This window comes from Blautia sp. AM23-13AC (assembly GCF_003435675.1).
Classification (GTDB): Bacteria; Bacillota; Clostridia; order Lachnospirales; family Lachnospiraceae; genus Fusicatenibacter; species Fusicatenibacter saccharivorans.
In genome coordinates this window covers 124,317-144,072 of the sequence record NZ_QTUL01000005.1, presented here as the reverse complement: position 1 = coordinate 144,072, position 19,756 = coordinate 124,317, and the positions used below count along the sequence as shown (strand labels likewise).

General features: G+C 52.2%; 21 protein-coding genes. 6 read left to right on the top strand and 15 right to left on the bottom strand.

Going from position 1 to position 19,756, the window contains the following annotated elements; genetic code table 11:
• The first annotated feature begins 40 nt into the window (after positions 1-40).
• On the top strand, positions 41-634 hold the full coding sequence (locus DW642_RS08065) for an ECF transporter S component (protein ID WP_117509840.1): 594 nt from the start codon (positions 41-43) through the stop codon (positions 632-634).
• Between the two features lie 82 nt (positions 635-716).
• Here the strand turns inward: DW642_RS08065 and DW642_RS08060 are convergent, their stop codons facing one another.
• The gene (locus DW642_RS08060; RefSeq protein WP_117509839.1) at positions 717-1,829 is read right to left on the bottom strand and encodes an NUDIX domain-containing protein; all 1,113 of its coding nucleotides are present in this window, start codon (positions 1,827-1,829) and stop codon (positions 717-719) included.
• 278 nt (positions 1,830-2,107) lie between these two features.
• On the opposite strand from DW642_RS08060, the gene proB reads away from it, so the two are divergent.
• Both proB and DW642_RS08050 read left to right on the top strand, forming a co-directional pair.
• Positions 2,108-3,190, top strand: coding sequence for a glutamate 5-kinase (proB, locus tag DW642_RS08055; protein WP_226906324.1), 1,083 nt, complete (start codon positions 2,108-2,110; stop codon positions 3,188-3,190).
• A 175-nt stretch (positions 3,191-3,365) separates the two neighbouring features.
• Positions 3,366-4,568: a MalY/PatB family protein gene (locus tag DW642_RS08050; protein ID WP_055219980.1), complete on the top strand. Its 1,203-nt coding sequence runs from the start codon at positions 3,366-3,368 to the stop codon at positions 4,566-4,568.
• A gap of 99 nt (positions 4,569-4,667) precedes the next feature.
• Here the strand turns inward: DW642_RS08050 and DW642_RS08045 are convergent, their stop codons facing one another.
• The 3 genes from DW642_RS08045 to spoVAD form a co-directional block, all read right to left on the bottom strand.
• Positions 4,668-5,330 (bottom strand): methylated-DNA--[protein]-cysteine S-methyltransferase, encoded by a 663-nt coding sequence (locus DW642_RS08045; RefSeq protein ID WP_055220159.1) that lies wholly within the window; start codon positions 5,328-5,330, stop codon positions 4,668-4,670.
• Positions 5,331-5,487: 157 nt separating this feature from the next.
• Positions 5,488-5,844 carry a SpoVA/SpoVAEb family sporulation membrane protein gene (locus DW642_RS08040; protein ID WP_117509897.1) on the bottom strand — a complete coding sequence of 119 codons (357 nt, stop codon included), beginning with the start codon at positions 5,842-5,844 and terminating at the stop codon, positions 5,488-5,490.
• A 13-nt stretch (positions 5,845-5,857) separates the two neighbouring features.
• Positions 5,858-6,877, bottom strand: a complete 1,020-nt coding sequence (gene spoVAD / locus DW642_RS08035) for a stage V sporulation protein AD (protein WP_055219982.1) — start codon at positions 6,875-6,877, stop codon at positions 5,858-5,860.
• 157 nt (positions 6,878-7,034) lie between these two features.
• On the opposite strand from spoVAD, the gene DW642_RS08030 reads away from it, so the two are divergent.
• Genes DW642_RS08030 through spoVAC form a run of 3 tightly spaced genes read left to right on the top strand, consistent with a single transcriptional unit; the run spans position 7,035 to position 8,575 of the window.
• Positions 7,035-7,703, top strand: a complete 669-nt coding sequence (locus tag DW642_RS08030; protein ID WP_117509838.1) for a stage V sporulation protein AA — start codon at positions 7,035-7,037, stop codon at positions 7,701-7,703.
• Positions 7,660-8,082 carry a stage V sporulation protein AB gene (locus tag DW642_RS08025; protein WP_055219986.1) on the top strand — a complete coding sequence of 141 codons (423 nt, stop codon included), beginning with the start codon at positions 7,660-7,662 and terminating at the stop codon, positions 8,080-8,082. Before DW642_RS08030 ends, DW642_RS08025 begins: the two co-directional genes overlap by 44 nt.
• Positions 8,083-8,101: 19 nt before the next feature.
• Positions 8,102-8,575, top strand: a complete 474-nt coding sequence (gene spoVAC, locus DW642_RS08020; RefSeq protein WP_055219988.1) for a stage V sporulation protein AC — start codon at positions 8,102-8,104, stop codon at positions 8,573-8,575.
• Position 8,576: 1 nt separating this feature from the next.
• Here spoVAC and DW642_RS08015 read toward each other — a convergent pair whose 3' ends face one another.
• From DW642_RS08015 to DW642_RS07965, 11 genes are all read right to left on the bottom strand, one after another.
• Positions 8,577-9,956, bottom strand: a complete 1,380-nt coding sequence (locus tag DW642_RS08015; protein WP_117509837.1) for a DUF4129 domain-containing protein — start codon at positions 9,954-9,956, stop codon at positions 8,577-8,579.
• On the bottom strand, positions 9,947-11,077 hold the full coding sequence (locus DW642_RS08010; protein WP_022461768.1) for a DUF58 domain-containing protein: 1,131 nt from the start codon (positions 11,075-11,077) through the stop codon (positions 9,947-9,949). Before DW642_RS08010 ends, DW642_RS08015 begins: the two co-directional genes overlap by 10 nt.
• A gap of 6 nt (positions 11,078-11,083) precedes the next feature.
• Entirely contained in the window at positions 11,084-12,028 is a 945-nt protein-coding gene (locus tag DW642_RS08005) for an AAA family ATPase (protein WP_117509836.1), read from the bottom strand.
• Between the two features lie 192 nt (positions 12,029-12,220).
• Positions 12,221-13,405 (bottom strand): iron-containing alcohol dehydrogenase family protein, encoded by a 1,185-nt coding sequence (locus DW642_RS08000; RefSeq protein ID WP_117509895.1) that lies wholly within the window; start codon positions 13,403-13,405, stop codon positions 12,221-12,223.
• A 78-nt stretch (positions 13,406-13,483) separates the two neighbouring features.
• Positions 13,484-15,007: an APC family permease gene (locus tag DW642_RS07995; protein WP_055219995.1), complete on the bottom strand. Its 1,524-nt coding sequence runs from the start codon at positions 15,005-15,007 to the stop codon at positions 13,484-13,486.
• A 3-nt stretch (positions 15,008-15,010) separates the two neighbouring features.
• Positions 15,011-15,631 carry a cytidylate kinase-like family protein gene (locus DW642_RS07990; RefSeq protein ID WP_117509835.1) on the bottom strand — a complete coding sequence of 207 codons (621 nt, stop codon included), beginning with the start codon at positions 15,629-15,631 and terminating at the stop codon, positions 15,011-15,013.
• 163 nt (positions 15,632-15,794) lie between these two features.
• Positions 15,795-17,012, bottom strand: a complete 1,218-nt coding sequence (locus DW642_RS07985; RefSeq protein WP_117509834.1) for an aspartate aminotransferase family protein — start codon at positions 17,010-17,012, stop codon at positions 15,795-15,797.
• A 339-nt stretch (positions 17,013-17,351) separates the two neighbouring features.
• The gene (locus tag DW642_RS07980) at positions 17,352-17,906 is read right to left on the bottom strand and encodes a helix-turn-helix domain-containing protein (protein WP_117509833.1); all 555 of its coding nucleotides are present in this window, start codon (positions 17,904-17,906) and stop codon (positions 17,352-17,354) included.
• A 193-nt stretch (positions 17,907-18,099) separates the two neighbouring features.
• The gene (locus DW642_RS07975; protein ID WP_055220004.1) at positions 18,100-18,816 is read right to left on the bottom strand and encodes a SigB/SigF/SigG family RNA polymerase sigma factor; all 717 of its coding nucleotides are present in this window, start codon (positions 18,814-18,816) and stop codon (positions 18,100-18,102) included.
• A 33-nt stretch (positions 18,817-18,849) separates the two neighbouring features.
• The gene (spoIIAB, locus tag DW642_RS07970; protein WP_270423031.1) at positions 18,850-19,320 is read right to left on the bottom strand and encodes an anti-sigma F factor; all 471 of its coding nucleotides are present in this window, start codon (positions 19,318-19,320) and stop codon (positions 18,850-18,852) included.
• A 38-nt stretch (positions 19,321-19,358) separates the two neighbouring features.
• Entirely contained in the window at positions 19,359-19,682 is a 324-nt protein-coding gene (locus tag DW642_RS07965) for an anti-sigma factor antagonist (RefSeq protein ID WP_022461763.1), read from the bottom strand.
• Positions 19,683-19,756 lie beyond the last annotated feature (74 nt).

Sequence of the window (19,756 nt, the reverse complement as noted above, 5' to 3'; positions counted from 1 at the left end):
CAAGGAACGAAAGTTCCAGATACCAAAGGAGTGAGTTGTTATGAAAAATGAAAAAGTCTGGAAAATCGCAATGACAGGTGTCTTTGCAGCCCTTTCCTACGTTGTCTTCACCTTCCTGCAGTTCAAAATCTGGCTGCCAGGCGGAGATGCCACCTCGATCCATTTCGGAAACGCTGTCTGTGTGCTCGGTGCACTGATTCTCGGCGGTGTTTACGGCGGAATCGGCGGTGCGATCGGCATGACCATCGGAGATCTTCTCGATCCGGTCTATGTGGTATACGCACCAAAGACCTTCATCTTAAAATTCTGCATCGGCCTCATCGCAGGACTGATCGCACACAAAATCGGTAAAATCAACGAGCAGACCGATCAGAAACAGATCTTCAAATGGGCACTGCTTGCAGCCATCGGCGGACTTCTGTTCAATGTGATCTTCGATCCGCTCATCGGTTACTTCTACAAACTGGTTCTCCTTGGAAAACCGGCAGCAGAGGTTACCTTAAGCTGGAACGTAGCGGCAACTTCCATCAACGCCGTACTTTCCACCATCGCTTCCGTTGTCATCTACATGGCACTGCGTCCGGCTCTTCAGAAATCCGGACTGTTTAGCCAGGCAAAGGCAGCAGCGAAATAAAAAAACAAATTTCATTTACGCGATATCCAAAAAAGTCACCATGTTCTATTTCGAACCGGTGACTTTTTTCATGCATTTCTTTTTATTTTTCAGCGGTGGCTGCTGCCTCTTTTTCTGCCTCATCTTTTGTTTTTTCTCCGGCGAACCACGCTTTTTCAATCATTTCCAGTTCCCGTATATCAATACAGTTGGGAATGCTTCCTTCTCTTACCGCCTTCTGGCACTCTTTGAGATCCATCCAGCGGACTGCTTCTACTTCCGACTCCTGTAGATGCAGTTTTTCCGCCTCGACCGGCTTCGTGTAAAGATACACGGCGCTGACCTCATGATCGTGGAACGGTTTTCCGTAAAAAACACCGTGTGATACTTTTTCCAGCAGGCCAAGATCCCTCAGCTCCTCTGCCTCTGCGTGGATGCCGAGCTCCTCGCCGATTTCCCGCAGAGCCCCTTCCAAATACGTATCGCCCGCCGAAAGATGGCCGGCGCTTGAAATATCGTAGCAGCCCGGATTCGAATCTTTCCAGGCACTCCTTTTCTGCAGCAGTACCTCACAGCCGCTCTTCTCATTCGCCCGTGCAATCCAGATATGTGCCGTTCCGTGACACCGTCCCTCACTGTGCGCCACGCCGCGCTCTACGATGGTTCCGGTCGGCGTGCCGTCGCCTGAGCGCTCCTCAAAAAGTTCCATCTGTCTTCCGTTCAGCACCGCTTCTGCGAGCGTGTCGCCCACATACCGCAGCTTCAGGGAGAAAAACGGCTCGTCTTCATTCAGAAGGCGGAAAAAGATTTTGTCTCCCTCCCACAGATTCAGGTGCAGGACGTCCTTTTTTTTCACCCAGGCGAGTTCGCCCTCATCACATGCAGTCGGTTCTCCCGTGAATCCGTCTGCCGTGTAGAGACACATATACTCCATGTACTCCACCGTTTTGCTGTTTTCTGCCTCTGTCACAAAGGTAACGAGACCGCGGAAACGCCAGCTCGTCAGCGTGTAGCCGGTTTCCTCTTTTACTTCACGCAGCAGGCATTCCTCCGGGCTTTCGCCAAGTTCCGCATGGCCGCCGACGCCGATCCACTTGTCCTTGTTGACATCGTTCTTTTTCACCGTGCGGTGCATCATCAGATAGCTGTCATCCTTTTCGATGTAGCACAGCGTTGTCATGCAGCCTCTGCCTCTTTCTTCTGTTTTTTCCTCCATCTTTGACTCCCTCCGTCGTGTGCCGGACTTCTTTCCGCTTCTTTTGTTTTTCAGGAAAAATGTATTTCTGCACACACCTTTTTCTCGTTTTCTATTCTACCATACTTTTTCAGAATTCCAGCAACAAATTTCTATCTTTTTGCAGATCTTTCACGAAAAATGTAACGACCATTCCGCATCTTCTTGACTCTCACACAGTACTGTGTTAAAGTGTCTGTAATTGATGTTTTGTCACCCGTAAACAACGTTTCTTATCATTTCTTACATTTGAGGTTTTCATGATGGAAAAACAGACGATAGTTGTGAAAGTCGGCACCAGCTCCCTGACACTCTCAGACGGAACCATGGATGCTGAAAAAATACGGAACATTACGACCCAGCTTGCCGCGCTGCAGACGGCAGGCCACCATGTGATTCTCGTTTCCTCCGGTGCGATCGCCGCAGGCTTTTCCCGTCTCGGCTTTAAAAAACGGCCGACGAAAATTGCCGATAAACAGGCTGCCGCTGCTGTCGGCCAGGGCCTTCTGATGGAGGAATACACGAAAAATCTGATGGCGTACCAGATTCCGTGTGCGCAGATTCTTTTGAACCGCAGTGACTTTGAGGACCGCCGCCGCTATAAAAACATCTTCGGCTCCCTCTCCGTCCTGCTCGGGCGCGGTGCGATTCCGATCATCAATGAGAACGATACGATCGCGATTGAGGAGCTGAAGGTCGGCGACAACGACACGCTCTCCGCCCAGGTGGCTGCGATGCTGCATGCATCGCTTCTGATTCTGCTGACCGATATCGACGGGCTCTACACTGCCAATCCAAAGAGTGACCCGAATGCGCGCCATATCGACGTGGTAAATGAGATCACGCCGGAGCTCACTGCTGCGGCAGGCGGTGCGGGATCGGGCAACGGAACGGGAGGCATGACAACGAAGCTCTCCGCCGCTTCGCTTGCCACAAGAGCCGGTGTTCCGGTTCTGATCTGCTCCTCGGCGGAGGAAAACAACATTGTGCGTGCGGTGAAAGGAACCGCAAAAGGAACGTACTTTACCGCCAGCGGCCACAACATGAAAACGCGTCTGCAGTGGATGGCATTCTATGCGCCGAGTGCTGGCAATCTCTACGTCGATGAAGGTGCCGCAGAAGCACTTGCTGTTCAGGCAAAGAGCCTGCTTCCCAAAGGCATCGTGGCAGTCGAAGGCGATTTTAAGAAAGGCGATGTCGTCAGCGTCTTCCGGCGCGGCAGCCATGAATATCTCGGAAAGGGCATTGTCAACTATGACCGGCCGGATCTGCAGAAAATCATGAACGAAAGCACCAGCCACACGGAAGCAATCAACCGCGATAACTGGATCGGCGCGGAATAAATGGTGCCGAATAAAGCATTCTTTTGTTTACGAAAATTCCCCTCCGTGTTATAATATTTGTATTCAGCCGGCTGCAGGTTTTTCTTTCAGCGAGGAAAGGAAGCTGCATCCGGTTTTCCATGTGCTTTTGGTTTTACTTCGAGAGCACAGCAAACACAAAGGAGGGTTTTTACCAATGAAATACGATTTTACATCTCTGATGAACCGCAGCGGCCACGATTCGATCGCTGTCGATCAGATCCCGATTCCGGGTGCGGAAGTCAAAGAGGGCTTCTCCCGCATCCCGATGTGGGTGGCCGACATGAACTTCCCGTCTCTTCCGACCATTCAGGAAGCAATTCACGCGAGAGTCAACGAACCGCATTTTGGCTACTTTAATCTGCCGGATGCATATTTTGACAGCATCATCCGCTGGCAGAAAGAGCGCAACGGTGTGGAAGATCTGCCGCGTGAGGCGATCGGCTATGAGAACGGCGTGCTCGGCTGTGTTGCTTCGGCTGCTGCCGCTTTTACATCCCCGGGCGAATCCATTCTTCTGCATTCCCCGACATACATCGGTTTTACCGGTGTTCTTGAGAACTGCGGACGCAATATCGTTCTCTCCGATCTTGTTCAGGATGAGAACGGCGTATGGCGTATGGACTACGCCGATATGGACCGCAAGTTAAAAGAACACAACATTCATTTCGCGATTTTCTGCTCTCCGCACAACCCGACAGGCCGTGTCTGGGAGCGCGAGGAAATTGAAAAGGCGATGGAAATTTACAAAGCAAATGAATGCGTTGTCATCTCCGATGAGATCTGGTCTGACCTGACACTGCCGGGCTTCAAACATATCCCAACGCAGTCCGTTTCGAAGGATGCACGCGAGCGCACCATCGCACTTTATGCACCGTCCAAGACCTTTAACCTGGCTGGCCTTGTAGGCTCCTACCACATCATCTACAACCGCATGCTGCGCGACCGTGTGGAGAAGGCTTCGTCCCTTTCTCACTACAATTCTCCGAACGTACTCTCTGTTCATGCGCTGATCGGCGCTTACCGTCCGGAGGGATACCAGTGGGTGGATGAACTGCGCGAAGTGCTGAAATCGAATGCGGATTATGCGTACAACTACATTCTCGAGCATTTCAAGGGCGTGAAGCTTTCCAAACCAGAAGGAACGTACATGCTGTACCTCGACTGCGAGGAGTGGTGCAAGGAGCATGATACCGATATGGATACACTGCTGAAAGCCGGTGTTGCTGTCGGCGTGATCTGGCAGGACGGACGGCCGTTCCACAGACCGTATGCGATCCGCCTGAATCTGGCACTGCCGCATGTGCTTGTGAAAGAGGCATTTGACCGTATGGATAAGTATGTATTCAATGCGAAATAATTGTATTTTCTAATTTTATAAGCCAAACATAATGAAAGACCGAAACGGACATTTTCCTCTGCCGTTCCGGTCTTTCGCTGTTTTGTGCATCCTATTTTTTCAGTTTTGCTCCAGCTCCCGCTGTGCCAGCATCTCTTCCACGTTGATGCCGTACTTCTTTAAATTGACGCGGCCGTTTTCCAGCACAATGCCGTCTGCCTCCAGCATATCCGCCTGTTTCCCGGCGCCGCCGAAGACAAATTCCGCGGCCAGTTCGCCTTTGGAGTTTACCACACGGTAGCATGGAATGTGCTCCGGATCTGTGTTTTTATGTAAGGCGTTTCCCACGGCACGCGCCATCTTCGGCTCGCCTGCAAGCGCTGCTATCTGGCCGTATGTCGCCACTTTTCCGCGCGGAATCTGCTTTACCGCCTCATAGATTCTTTTGGTCGGGCTGTCCGTGATGATGTCGTAGCTCTCGGCGATCATGGTACGCACAGCGTCATCGGGTACGGTTCCGTCGAGGAGAATCGTGTTCCAATGTTCTTTGTTCTGATGATATCCCGGGATAACTGACGCGAATGCATCGCGCCAGTAGTCCCGCCATTCCGGGTTTGCTTTTACATTCAGCTGAATGATTCCGTCCTTTTCATAGACCCACAGAAATGCCTTTTTGCTTCCTTTCACGCGGATGAGCTGCCAGTTGTCATCGTGGAACGGTGCTTCCTGATATGTGTCCGGGAAGGAAAGGCCATAGGATAGCGCTTCTTCTCTTGTCTTCATTGCAGACTTCCTTTCTTCCTGTCGCGGGTGTTTTGATGTTTTTTCCGCAAAACACCCGCTTTTTTCTGTATTCGTCCTGCCGCTGCGATTCTGCTTTTTTCTGCGGCATTTTTCTTTATTATATCAGTCCGCCTGCTTCTGCGCAATTTTTCACCTGCTATTTTTTCATCTTCGGCTGGAAAATCCAGCTTGCAAGATACGCGAAAATCAACGCCGCTGATGTTCCGACAGCCCCCGCCTTTAATCCGCCCTGGAACACTCCTAAAAATCCGCTTTCTTTTACGGCATCTTTTACTCCCTGAAACAAAAGATGCCCGAACCCGAGCAGCGGCACCGACGCGCCTGCCCCGGCGTATTCTGCAAATGGATCGTAGAGTCCCAGAAAGCTCAACACCGCGCCCGTGCACACAAGCGTTACCATAATTCTTCCCGGCAGCATTTTCGTGCGGTCGAGCAGAATCTGGCACAGGGCACAAATGAGGCCGCCGACCCAGAAGGCATTGAAATATTCCATGAACGTTCCCATTTTACACATCCTCCTCCCTCTCGATTACAACCGCCTGTGCAATACCAGGCACGCTGCTGCCCTCCTGAAAGCTGACCTTCGACATCAGCGCACCAGTCGGTACAAACAGAATCCTCTTCCACTCTCCGTTTTCCAGCTTCGGCAGCAGATACTCCGCCAGCACCGATGCCGCACAGCCGCAGCCGCTTCCGCCCGCACCGGTGTCCTGTTTTGCCGGATCGAAGATCAGCATGCCGCAGTCACTGTGCTGTTCCGAGATATCGTATCCTTTTTTCTTCAGCAGCTCCAGCAGAATTTCCCGCCCCACAACGCCGAGATCTCCCGTCACAATGCGGTCGTAATCGGCCGGTTCCCGGTTGAAATCGACGAGGTTCTGTGCAATCGTATCGCACGCAGCGGGGGCCATGCAGGCGCCCATGTTCTGGTTGTCTTTCAGCCCGTAATCAATGATTTTTCCCGTCGTAGCGCCCGTGATTTTCACTCTGCTCTTCGTTTTCCCAAGCACACACGCGCCGCTTCCCGTCACCGTCCAGCTCGCGGACGGCGGGCGCTGGTTTCCGTAGGCGAGCGGAAAACGGAACTCCTTCTCCGCCGTTCCAAAATGGCTCGATGTCACCGCCAGCACCCGGTCACCGTATCCTCCTGCGACTGCCATCGCGCCAAGCGAAAGCGCCTCTCCCATCGTCGAGCAGGCACCGAACAGGCCGTAGAGCGGGCAGTTCAGATCCACCAGGCCGAACGATGATGCGATTGACTGTGCCAGAAGATCGCCCGCAAAAATCATGCGGATCTGCTCTGGCCTCACATTGGCTTTCTGCATTGCCAGCTTCGCGGTGGCAAGCTGCAGTTCACTCTCGCCCTCCTCCCAGCTCTCCTGCCCGCACATCGGGTCCGAAAGCGTGTGCGAAAAGTATTCGCCCAGCGGTCCATCCTTTTCCTTTTCTCCTACAATCGCCGCGCTGCCCTCGATATAGACGGCTTTGGCAAACGAGATGCTCTGCTTTCCTGTCATCTGTCTCATCGGCAAATTCCTCCGTTTTCTTATTTTGCGTCTTACCATTTCTGACCTTCAGTATTTCCGTTTTTTCCATTCTTACGCATGATTTTCCTGTTTTAGGGAACTCTGTACGCTGTAGCACAAAAATCCTGTTTCAGAAACTTTTAGAGGAATGTTTTTCATGAGTGAAATGCTGTATCTTCAGACGGAGCGGAATATCAAAATCACCAGTCCCGTCGTGACGCTCGGCGATGTGGCGCAGCTTTCCTGTTCAGACGGCGCTGTCCTTGCCCGCAATCAGGTCCGCCGCGTGGCGCATCTTCCCGATGACGGATACGGACGCTACGTCTGCTCCGCCTCCACCCTCGTCCGCCTCGTCACGGAGGCCGAGGAGCACGTCGATGTCACCCACATCGGCGAGCCGAATTTTATTTTAACGTACGAGGATCCGCGTCAGAAAAACACCTGGATCAGCTGGTGCAAAACGATTCTGGTCGGCATCCTTACGTTTATCGGAACTGCGTTTTCCATTATGACCTTCCACACCGACATCGGCATCCGCGAGCTGTTTTTGGATGTTTACACCCGTTTTCTCCCGCAGATGACGCCCGGATTTTCGGTGCTGGAAATTTCATATTCCATCGGCATCGGCCTTGGCGTCGTGCTCTATTTCAACCATTTCGGACGGCGGAAATTCACGCAGGACCCGACGCCGCTCGAGGTGGAAATGCGGGTCTACGAGGATGATATCGATACGACCATTCTCGAACAGAACGACCGCTCCGGTAAAGGAAAGGAGGCTTTTCATGCGAATCCTGCCAGAGATCCTGCTGATCACAGCCGGTCTTAGCCTTGGCTTTTTCATCGCGAGCGGCCTTGTCGCGCTTGTGATCGGCCTTGGCATCGTGACACGGTACGCCGGCATCACAAAGACAGCAGAGAGCCTGCGTTTTTACGAATGCTGCTGTATGGCCGGGGCGCTGTTCGGCGATCTTTTCTCGCTTGGCACCTTCTCGTTTTCCCTGCCCTCCTGGACGGCCGGTGTGTTCTGGCTTTTTGCGGGCATTTATCTGGGAAGCTGGATCATCGCGCTCGGCGAAGTCGTCAACCTGTTTTCGATCCTCTGCCGCCGGATCGGACTGACGCGCGGACTGCCGTTTGTAATTCTCTGCATGGCGGCAGGGAAAATCGCGGGCTCTCTCTATTATTTTGCAAGTGGATTTCAATAAGAACTGGAGGTAAGATGTGATGCAGAGTTTAAAAAATGAACGGGCAAAAAAAGAATACGAACAGTTTGTCAAAGAGGTGACGCCAAAGCAGAATCTCTTCTGCAATATGGCAAAAGCCTTTATCGTCGGCGGTCTGATCTGTGTCGTGGGGCAGATTCTGCTCCATATCGGCAAAACGCAGTTCTCACTCAGCAAAGATGACGCCGGCTCCTGGTGCTCGCTGATTCTGATCCTTAGCAGTGTGATTTTAACCGGCCTCAACATCTATCAGAAAATCGTCACCTTTGCCGGCTGCGGTGCGCTCGTCCCGATCACCGGCTTTGCCAACTCGGTTGCAGCTCCTGCGATTGAATATAAAAAAGAAGGACAGGTCTTCGGCATCGGTGCGAAAATTTTCACCATCGCCGGACCTGTCATTCTGTACGGTGTCTTTGCAAGCTGGCTGCTCGGCTTTCTCTATTGGCTGTGGACTGCTGCCGGGAACTGGTTTTAAATCAGTTCCGCAGCGCTTCCGCCTCTTCTTTTGTGCAGCCCTCGCGGCTGTAACGGGCTTTTTCATAGCCGTCGTGCAGCCGTCTCATGCCGTCGCCGGAAAGCTCGTTTCTCTCTTCCAGCTCCGCCGGGGTTTCGGCTCCGGTCGGCTGGTATTTTCCGGCTTTTTTGATCGTTTTTTTATACTTCCGGCGGATACGCATATTCGGGGAGAGATAGCCCTCTTTCTTTTCCCGCCGCCACGGCAGATTTTCCCGTTCGTCGTTTCCCTGATGCAGGAAGAGAACTTCGTCCTCCTCATCCTCTGAGAAGGCTTTTCCCGCATTTTTTACGCTCTGGTAAATCGCCCGCAGAACCGCGATTCCGACGGCAACCATCACAAGATACATGACCGCCGTAAAAAGATTCTGGATCCACTGCGGCATCGGTTTGTACTCTTTGTCCCCCAGCATATCGGACAGATCGGCCTGCTCCATGCCCTGCGGCGCCTCGGCCTCCGGTGTTTCGATCGTAAGATCGCTTTCCAGCTCTTTCGGCTCATATCCTGCGATCGCCTCCGCAATCGGATCCTTTCCGTAGAGCGCCGATGGGAGCACGAACAGTACCAGAAGGAGTACTGCAATTTTCAGGATCAGTTTTCCCGTCCGCTGCATCGTCTCCACCGGGAGATTGGCGATTTTCTGATGGTCACGGATGAACCCGTGCATGCCGTCGAGGTACTGGCAGAAGAAGCACAGGAATACATCTGCAAAGAAAAACCAGTAGATCAGATGCCAGTAGAACGGCATTTTCATCAGCACACCGATCACATACTGTATCATAAACCAGAGAAAATGAAGGGGCTTTGGCTCATCGAGGAGCGTCGGGATCTCCCACGCTTCCATATCCGCCAGCGGCATTGAGCCGGCCGGCAGTTCCTGCGCTGCTTTCTTTAACTGGCCTTTGCGGATTCTGACATAGCCGCGGATCAGGAAAATCACAGCGGCCATAAGACCCGTCATCACGCCGGAAAGGCTCTCCAGAAATGCAGGAGAAATACCGTTCTCAAACTTGTTTTTTCCATCGTTTGCCGCCGCAGCCGCTTCAATTACCGCTGCCGCCTGCACACTGAACAGGGAACAGAAAAATTTCGCTGCCAGATACGTCACCGCGCAGACCGCAATTCCGCCAAGCAGAAACTGCCAGAGTGCTTTCGTTTTCCGGATCAGAATCCAGCTTGCAGCGGCCGGAATCAGCAGCAATAAGGATATGGCGCAGAAATACAGCGCCTCCCTTCCCGTCAGCCCCAGAAAACCGGCGGCAAAGCCATAGATGCCGGCGAATAAAAGCCAGACATGAAGCCAGGTCAGCGGGATCTGTACCGGTGTCTTTTTTATTTCCATGGTTTCACCTCCCAGCCGATTGCGGTGTACGCACGGTTCTGCTCCGACGGAACTTCTTCGCCCGGCAGATACGGAATCACCCACAGCACCTGGTTCTGCGCACCGGAGAGCAGATGAAGCGCCTCACGGACCTCATCGGTTCTGTTTTTGGATACGACAACGTAGGTGTGGCCGGTGAGCTCTTTTTCCGCCTCTTTGTGCAGAAACTCCGCGCTGCCTGTGAGATTGCCCCCAAGCTGCACGCACGCCAGTTTCCGGTTCAGCTCCGCTGTTTTTCCGGCGCCCGCTGCCAGATGGACACGCAGCTCCTCGCCGGTCTCCTCATCTTTCGCATTGCTCTTCACCCACAGATTCATCTTGTTTTTCACCATCCGCGCCGCAAGCGAAGACGTGATGCGGATGCTCTCCTCGACCTGCGCTTCCTCGCGCAGAATGTTGGCGTCCTCGATATCGAGAAGCACCGTAACTTCCACGCTCGTCGTCGCGTCAAACTGATTGACCATCAGATCTCCCATCCGTGCCGACGATTTCCAGTTGATGCGGTTCATCGGGTCTTCTTTCCGGTAATCGCGGATACCGGAAAATTCAAACGGGTCCTCGTACAGGCGATTCCGTGACAGAACCATGCCCGACACGGCACGGCAGATCATCTGAATCCGTGCAGTATCGACCTGGCGCGGGTAAACGTACATCTGTGTCTGCTGCGGGTAATCGCTGTAAAGACCCTCCCGGAAAAAAAGATCGTACGCTACGGCATGCGCACCGGTGATCTCGTAGAATCCTCGTTTTTTCGCCTGAAACGGCAGTGTTCTCGTGACCTGCTGATGAAACAGGAACGAAAAGACATCGCGTTTGTAGCTCTGGTCGGTGATGCTCGCGTTTGCTTTTGCCTCGCGGTCGAATTCCAGATTGCGGCTCATCGAAATGCCAAGCTCGAGTGCCGGAATCGGCAGCAGTTTGTCGTTTACGACGACCTCTTTTAACGTACTCTCCTCGCCCTCATAGATCGCAGAATCCTGGAAGCTGACCTGGATTTTCAGATTTTTCTGCCAGTTTTTCTGGTACAGCTTTTTCTGCAGAAACCAGGCAAGCGCCATTCCAAATAGTAATAAAAGAAGCATAGTCCGTTACCTTCCTGACCAGTTTTCGGTCGGCAGATCGATGCGGTTTAAAATTTCCTCGATCACCGATTCTGCGGCTCTTCCGTCGTCTGCGCCGATCTGCATGGTGAGACGGTGTGCGAGTACCGGAACAGCCACGGTCTTGAAGTCCTCCGGCACAACGTAGTTTCGTCCCTGCACCAGCGCGTGGCCCTGTACGGCACGTAAAAATGCGAGTGTTCCACGCGGGCTCACACCGCTTGCAATCTTGCTGTTGACTCTCGTCTCCTGTACGATGCGGACGAGATACTGTACCAGTTCCGGATGCAGGTAGACTTCTTTACACGCCTCCTGCAGGGTACGGATTTCTTCTTTTGGGCAGACAGACGACAGCTCGGCGAGCGGCTCCTCGGTCAGGAAACGGGCGATCATCTGCGTCTCTTCCGCCGGGCTTAATGCTTCCATCGAAAGTTTCATTAAAAAACGGTCCATCTGCGCCTCCGGCAGCGGGAAGGTTCCGAGCGTCTCGAGCGGGTTCTGCGTGGCGATGACGAGGAACGGCTCCTCGAGCGGCCGTGTCACACCGTCCACGGTGATCTGGCGCTCAGCCATGCACTCGAGAAGGCTGCTCTGCGTCTTCGGCGTTGCACGGTTGATCTCATCGGCAAGCAGAATGTTGCAGAAGGCAGGGCCTTTCGAAAAGACGAACTCTCCGCTTTTGGCATCAAAATAATTGAGACCGGTAACATCGGACGGCAGTAAGTCCGGTGTGAACTGGATGCGGCCGAACTCTGCCTCGACGGATTTCGCAAGGGATTTCGCCATGACCGTTTTTCCTGTCCCTGGGACATCCTCGAGCAGGATATGACCTTTGGCAACAAGGCAGGTCAGGACAAGCTCGATCGTGCGCTCGTTTCCGATCATGACCTTTGCGATATTTTCTTTTAATTGCTGCAATACATTATTTTCCATGTTTTGCTTCCTCCAATAGTAAGATTTAATAAAAAAATCCACCCCTCGCTGCTCTGTTTTGTAAGAACAGCACGATAAATTTATTTTACAGCACATATTTTCGGAATACAAGCAGAAAAAGGACGATGCTGTACATACTTTTCACAGCATCGCCCTTTACGGTTTCTTCTATATCTATATTAGATTTCTCTCCTACAGTGCTTTCCGGTACAGCGCCTCGATGTCCTGCTGACGGGACGCTCTCGGGTTGACGGCGATGTTTCCGCTCTTCATCGCATCTACCGCCATCGGCACGATTTTGCTCTCGATCTCCTCTGCTGTCACTTCTTTTCCCTTTGCCGCCTGGCGGATCGCATCGGTCAGGCTGGCCGGGATTCCGATGGCTGCGGTCAGCTCGCGGATCGCGCCGACCAGCATCATTGGCTCAAATTCATCGGCGTATGCCGGGATTTCGCTGATGTAGTTGTAGATCTTCAGATATCTTCCATGGTCTGCCAGTGCATTGTACTCTGCGATGACCGGAAGCAGAACGGCATTTGCCACGCCGTGCGGCACATCGAAGAAGGCGCTCACAGGATGACTCATTGCATGGACATTTCCAAGTCTTGCGTAGGAAAATGCAATACCCGCAAACAGCGAACCGGTCTGCATCGCCTCTGCGGCTTCGAGATCGGTTCTGCGCGCCACGAAACGGCGGATATTTTTACCGATCAATTCCATCGCTTTTTCTGCCATGGCATCGGAGAACGGAGATGCGGCTGTGGAAATATAAGCCTCCTCCGCATGGATAAAAGCATCAATACCGCACGCTGCCGCAACGGATGCCGGAGCGGAAGTTAAAAGTTCCGGATCGAGAATGGCATACTCCGGCAGAAGTTCATAGCTGAATACGGTCAGCTTGTAATCTCTGCTGTGGTCGGTGATCACGGAAAATGCGGTCACCTCGGAGCCGGTTCCCGCAGTCGTCGGAATGGCAATCAGCGGGACAATTTTTCCCGGCACTTTGTGTGCGCCTTCGTATTCCGTAATGCTTCCGCCGTATTTTGCCGTCACACCGACGGCCTTTGCTACATCCATCGGAGAACCGCCGCCGAGTGCTACGAGAAAGTCTGCGCCGGAAGCAAGATAGCTCTCGGTTGCTTTTTCTACTGTCGTCACAGACGGATTCGCCTCAATATCTGTGAAAATATCGGCTGCGATGCCTGCCGCTTTCAGGCTGTCCGCTGCTTTGTCCACAACGCCCATTTTTTTCAGGGTAGGACCGGAAAGAATCATCGCATGGGTTCCGCCCATCTTCTTGGCACACTCCGGCAGTTTGGCAAGCGTTCCTGCTCCGACAATAATATTCTGTGGAATCGAAAATTCGAATGGATTCATCTTATTTTTCCCCTTTCTTTCAGAAAGCGTGCCGAAAATTTTTCTTTCCGACACGCTTTGTTTTATCCTATCTCAGCTTCAGCCAGCCATTTTGGCAAGGACACGGTCGATCGCTGCATCGATAACAACGTCGAGTTCCGCATCGTCTGCCTCCGGCATCAGGGACGCTGCGTCCTCGTCGGAGATCAGCTCGATCAGACTGCCGAACTTCTCTTTATATTTGAACTTGCAGACTGCAAAGAATACAACACCGAGGAGGCTCCAGCCGCCTACCATCAGCCACTCCTGCCATACCAGCGTTCCGCCGGAACCAGGAATGCAGTAAACAAGCACCATGCATCCGGACATCAGAACTGCCATCGTTCCAACAAATTTGTACGCCGGAACACGGTACGGACGCGGCATATCCGGCTCTTTCTTCCGCAGGATCAGGAAGGAAAGAGATACCATACAGTAGGCAAGACAGCATCCAAAGTTACCTGCATCACAGATCCACACCATCATGCCTCGTCCTGCAAACGGAGCCAGCATAGTCAGCGCGCCGATCAGGAACAGGGCGTTGATCGGAGTTTTGTGCTGCGGATGAAGCTTTGCGAACATCGGCGGAATCATGTAGGATTCAGCCATAGAGTACAGGGCACGGGAACCGCCGATCATAAAGGAGTTCCAGGATGTGATGATACCGCACATACCGCCGACGATGATGACTTTTGCCATAACCGCTGTACCGAACGCTTTCGCCATCGCATCTGCTGTGACAAGTCCGGTTCCTGCTTCCGAGCTCAGGATTTCGGACGGGTTCAGCACATAGCCGACAGCCAGGATAACACAGGAATAGAAAACAACAGCGAGTACAACGGAGAGAATCATCATTTTACCGATTTTCTTTAACGGAACGTTGATTTCCTCTGCTGCCTGCGGGATAACGTCAAAGCCGATGAAGAAGAACGGGGTAACAACAGCAACTTTGATGATGTTCTGGAACATCGTTCCGGTGCTCTCGCCGACGAACATCTGTCCCTGCAGATTGCTGGAATCTCCGTTGATCACGGATGCCACAATCAGAAGGATACCAGCGCCGCCGATGATACAGGTAAGGACCGTCTGCAGAACGGCTGCTGTTTTTGCGCCCAGCACATTGATCAGTGTGATGAGGAACGCTACAATAACGGCTACGGCTACCCAGGAAGCATAGATATCAAATCCTGCCACGCTGTACATATAGCCTTTCAGGAATCCCGGCCACAGATACGTGATGATGGTTGGGAAGGCGCACGCCTCGAAACACGTAACACTGACATATCCTAAAATAATCGCCCAGGTACAGATGAACGAACCGTTCGGGCCCATCGCCTTGTAGCTGAAGACGTGCTCGCCGCCGCACTGCGGCATCGCTGCAGTCAGTTCTGCGTAAGTCAGTCCGATGAAGAAGATCATGACACCGCCGATCGCAAACGCAATTGAAGCTCCGACAACGCCGCCCTTCTGAATCCAGCTTCCTGAGGATACGACCCAGCCCCAGCCGATCATGGCTCCGAAAGCGATGACGAGAATATCCCATGCACCTAATACTTTGTCAAATTCTGATTTTTTCTGTTCCATGGCTTATTCCTCCCCGCTTCCGTATTTCTTCTGAATCAGTTCCTCGAGATATTCCGCTGTGCCCTCCACACCAAGGAATGCACTGTTGATCAGAATGTCTCGGTTGTGCCGGTCTCCGCGGTTGCTGCCGGTCAGCGCCAGATGACGCTTGTGATACCGTTTGTCCTTCTCGAGCAGCAGAATTTTTGCATCGCTCTCGGAAAGGCTGTGGCTCTTCATGATATTCTGAATGCGGATCTCATCCGGTGCATAGATAAAAGCCCGGAGGAGCTTGATATCTTTGCTGTCCTTTAAGATGTAATCCGCGGATCGTCCGATGATGACGCAGGCCTCTTTTTCTGCCAGTTTCCGGATGATCTGCTTCTGTACATGAATCGCACGCTCGGTCAGGTCCGCATATTTTGAGAAGGATCCACGGACATCGCCCTCGGCTCCTTTTCCGGCAATCGTACCGCCCTCTTCTACACGGTTCATGATGTCTTTCGGAATTCCGACTTCTTCAATAATCTGATCCACCAGATCGCGATCGTAGAACTTAATTCCGAGATCCTCCGCAATTTTCCTGCCGATGGCATTTCCTTTGGCTCCGTACTCGCAGCCGATTGTGATAACCAGATGTCCCATACCGTTTTCCTCTCACATTTAATTTCTCTGTTTTACCTGTTGTTTCCGATTCACAGAATGAAAAGAAAAACAGGACAGGGGCGAAGCATGGTTCTTTGCTTTTTGACGTCCTTGTCCTGTTCTTTTCACGCTATGAGATTTTCTTTGTTTCTATAAGAATTCTTTATTTTTCCAGAGCTTTTACGGTTTCTTCGATGATAGCAACTGCCTTGTCGCAGTCCTCCTCGGTTACGATAAGCGGAGGGATCAGACGAATGATGTGCGCTCCGATGGCGGTGATCAGCAGATGGCGGTCAAGGCAGCCATGTTTGACTTCTACGCCGCTGATGGTATCATCAAACTCTACGCCGACCAGCAGTCCCTGATGTCTGACTTCTTTGACATGCGGCAGTTTTGCTAATTTTTCTGCGAAGTAATCACCGACTTTCTTTGCATTTCCGGCAAGGTCGCGGTCGATCAGTTCGTTGACTTCTGCCAGTGCTGCTGCACAGCTGACTGGATGGCCGCCGAAGGTAGTTCCGTGAGATCCCGGGGTAAAGGCTTTTGCTACTTCAGCTGTTGCGCAGATTGCGCCAATCGGCATTCCGCCGCCAAGACCTTTTGCCATGGATACGATATCCGGTTTGATGCCGTAGTTCATGTAAGACATTACCGCACCGGTTCTGCACCAGCCGGTCTGTACTTCATCAATCAGAAGCAGCATGTCGTTCTCATCACAGAACTTCCGGAGTCCCTGCATGAACTCTTTCGTTGCCGGATGAACACCACCTTCGCCCTGTACCGGCTCAACCATGATGGCGATGGTGTTTTCGGTACATGCATCTTTGAAGGCCTGCAGATCATTGTACGGTGCGTAGGAGAATCCGTAGGTCATCGGTCCGAATCCAACCTGGCATCCGTTGCCCGGCTGACCGGTTGCAGACATGGCACCGAAGGTTCTTCCATGGAAGCCCATCTTTGCGGTTACGATGTGGTAACGGTTCGGGCCGTATTTCTCGATGCCGTACTTTCTTGCCATTTTGATCATGGCCTCGTTCGCCTCGGTACCGGAGTTCTGATAGAAGATCTTGTCCATGCCGATGGTCTCGCAGACTTTCTCAGCAAGCAGTGCCTGCGGGATGGTGTATGGATAGTTGAAGGTATGCATGATATCGTCGAGCTGCTCTTTTGCTGCAGCAACAACTTTCGGGTTTCTGTTTCCGGCGTTGTTTACGGCGATGCCTGCGTAAAAGTCAAGATACGGCGTTCCGTTTTCGTCGTACATGTACATCCCCTCTGCGGTTTCTGCAAGGAAATCGAAACGCTCGTAGGTCTCGATCATGTACTTGTTTACTTTGTCTTTGATGTCCTGAACCGTTAATCCTGTGTCTTTTAATCTCATAGTGTTATCCTCCCATAGCGTTGAAAAGATTTTTTAAATAAAAAACAAAAAAGCAAAGACTACTCGTTGGTAAGCGTCTTTGCTTTGTTTTTCGTTTATTATTTTGTACAACCATACAATAGCACCACTCCCTATATTTGTCAATTACTTTTTTTAAAAAAGTTTTTTATTTTTGCTTTTTCTTTAACACCCGCTTTTTCTATTCTTTTTTGATGTTTTTTCGTCTTCCACCGTATTTTTTTTCATATCCGTTGTTTTTTATTCTGATGTTCCAGTGGACTTCTGTCCATTATATTGAACAGTTCATTCAAAAAAAGAAAGCCTGTTATTCTGCGGCTTTTAGTGATAGTCGAGAAAGAAACACATGCAGCTCGTCTTCTCCGTCCCTCTGTTGCGGTAGATGTGGGTCTGGTCTGTCTCGAAACGGAATGCCTGCTTCAAGTGGATCTCATGCTCTTTTCCATTGCACTCCACGGTCATCACGCCGTCTGTCACCACCAGGTACTCTCTTGTTTTCTCTCCGTGGCCGCCGCTCACATACGTTCCGCCCGGTTCGATGTCGATGCGGTAGATTTCCACAAGCCGCGTGTCCTCATACGGAAAGAACGTCCACACAGTGTACTGCCCCTCCAGCTCTTTCGTCGGAACCAGATCCTCCGGTGTCACAAGATAACTATCCACCAGCGGCGTTGCAATCAGCTCCTGAAATTCAATCCGCAGGCCGCTCGTAATCTTCCCGAGCACGCCAAGCGACGGGTTCGCCGTTCCCTTTTCGATCTGCGAGAGCATACTCTTGCTGACCCCGGTCTGCTCTGAGACCTGGTCGAGACTCATCCCTTTCGACTGCCGGATCCGTTTCAGATTGACCGCCACATTTTCTGTCAGATAATCCATGTTCTTCCACCTGCCTTTCTTCGTATTTCGCTCATTGTAGCACACCTTCCTCCGATATTCCAGTGAATATTTTTAAACTTTCTGCCGCCTTTCCCCGCTTCGCCTTTCTTTTCTTCCTTTATCCGCCCGGGTTTCAGGCACTTTTCTCTGCCTTTCCCAGGAAAAGCGCCCTTCCGCCGGATTTGTATTTTTGTCAGACCTTTTCCATCCGCATCTGCCGCAGAATCTTCTTTTCCATCCGCGACACCTGCACCTGCGAAATCCCCAGTTTTCCGGCGATCTGCGCCTGCGTCATGTCCTGAAAATAGCGCATGTAGATGAGCTGCCGCTCCTTCGCGGGCAGTCGTCCCAACAGCTCTTCCAAGAAAATCCGGTTCAGCAGCTTTTCCTGCCCGTTCTCTTTTTCCGGAATGCGGTCCATCAGAGAAATATCGTGGTTTTCCCCCTGATAGATGGTCTTCTGCAGCGATTCCACCTCCGCGCCGGACTCCATCGCCTCCACGATTTCTTCCACGGTAACATCAAGCTCCCCCGCTATCTCCGCCAGCGTCGGATCGCGCCCGTTCTCCCGCTCCAGCCGCTCACGCACCGCATACGCTTTCCACGCCAGTTCCCGGATCGGGCGGCTCACCTTCACCATCCCCTCCGACCGCAGAAACCGCCGGATCTCCCCCGCAATCATCGGAACCGCATACGTCGAAAAACAGACTTCAAACGAAGGATCAAATTTATCAATCGCCTTCAACAGCCCAATGCTCCCGATCTGGCACAGATCCTCCATCTCCACCCCGCGGTTTGCAAACCGCCTCACCATGCTCCAGACCAGTCCCATATTTTCCTCTGCCAGTGTATCCCTTGCCGCTTTATCCCCTTCGTGTGCCTTTTCGATCAGGGCAAGCGTATGTTCCATGCATTCTGACTCCTATGACTTCCGATCCGGCCCTTACATTTCCGGATGCACACCGATTTTCCGTTTCATCACCACTTCCGTCCCCCATCCCGGATGCGACCTTACTTCCAGCTCATCCATAAACGCCTCCATAAACGAAAACCCCATCCCCGACCGCTCCAGCTCCGGGCAGGTCGTAAACATCGGCTCCATCGCCTTCTCCACATTTTCGATCCCGACGCCGGTATCTTTTACCGTCACCTGAAACACCTTCTCCTCCAGATCCAGCACACACTTCATCTGAATTTTCCCTTTTTCCTGCCGGTATCCGTGAATCATCGCATTCGTAACCGCCTCCGAAATCGCCGTCTTGACATCCGCCACTTCCTCCACCGTCGGATTCAGCTGCGCCAGAAACGCCGCCGCAGACACCCGCGCAAAACTCTCATTGCAGGGACGGCTCTCAAATTCCAGCGTCATCGTATTCCACCGCATCTTCTCTTCTGTTTTCATCCTTTCTCGCATCATCCCATTCCCCTTTCTGCCCACTCCCCGTCCAAAACCTACTTCCACGTCTTCTCCTCTTCCACCTCAATCACCCGCGTCACCCCCGACATCACCAGAATCCTCCGCATCCGCTCTCCCACATGCACCGCTCTCACCTTCCCGCCAATCAGCTCCATCTCCCGAAACCTCCCCATCACCAGTCCAATCCCCGAACTGTCCATAAACACCGTCTTCCGAAAATCAAACACCACCTCCCTCACATTCCTCTCCACCAAAATCTCCCCCGCCTCCTCCCGAAGCCGGTCAGCCACAAAATGATCCACCTCTTCCGGAAGCCGAATCGTCATCACCGCATCCTTCACCCAAACACGATTATCCATTTCCCATCCTCCCTTTTTCCTGTCATAAAATAAAAAACACAAAAGATTTTTCGCCGTAAAGCGAATTTCATCTT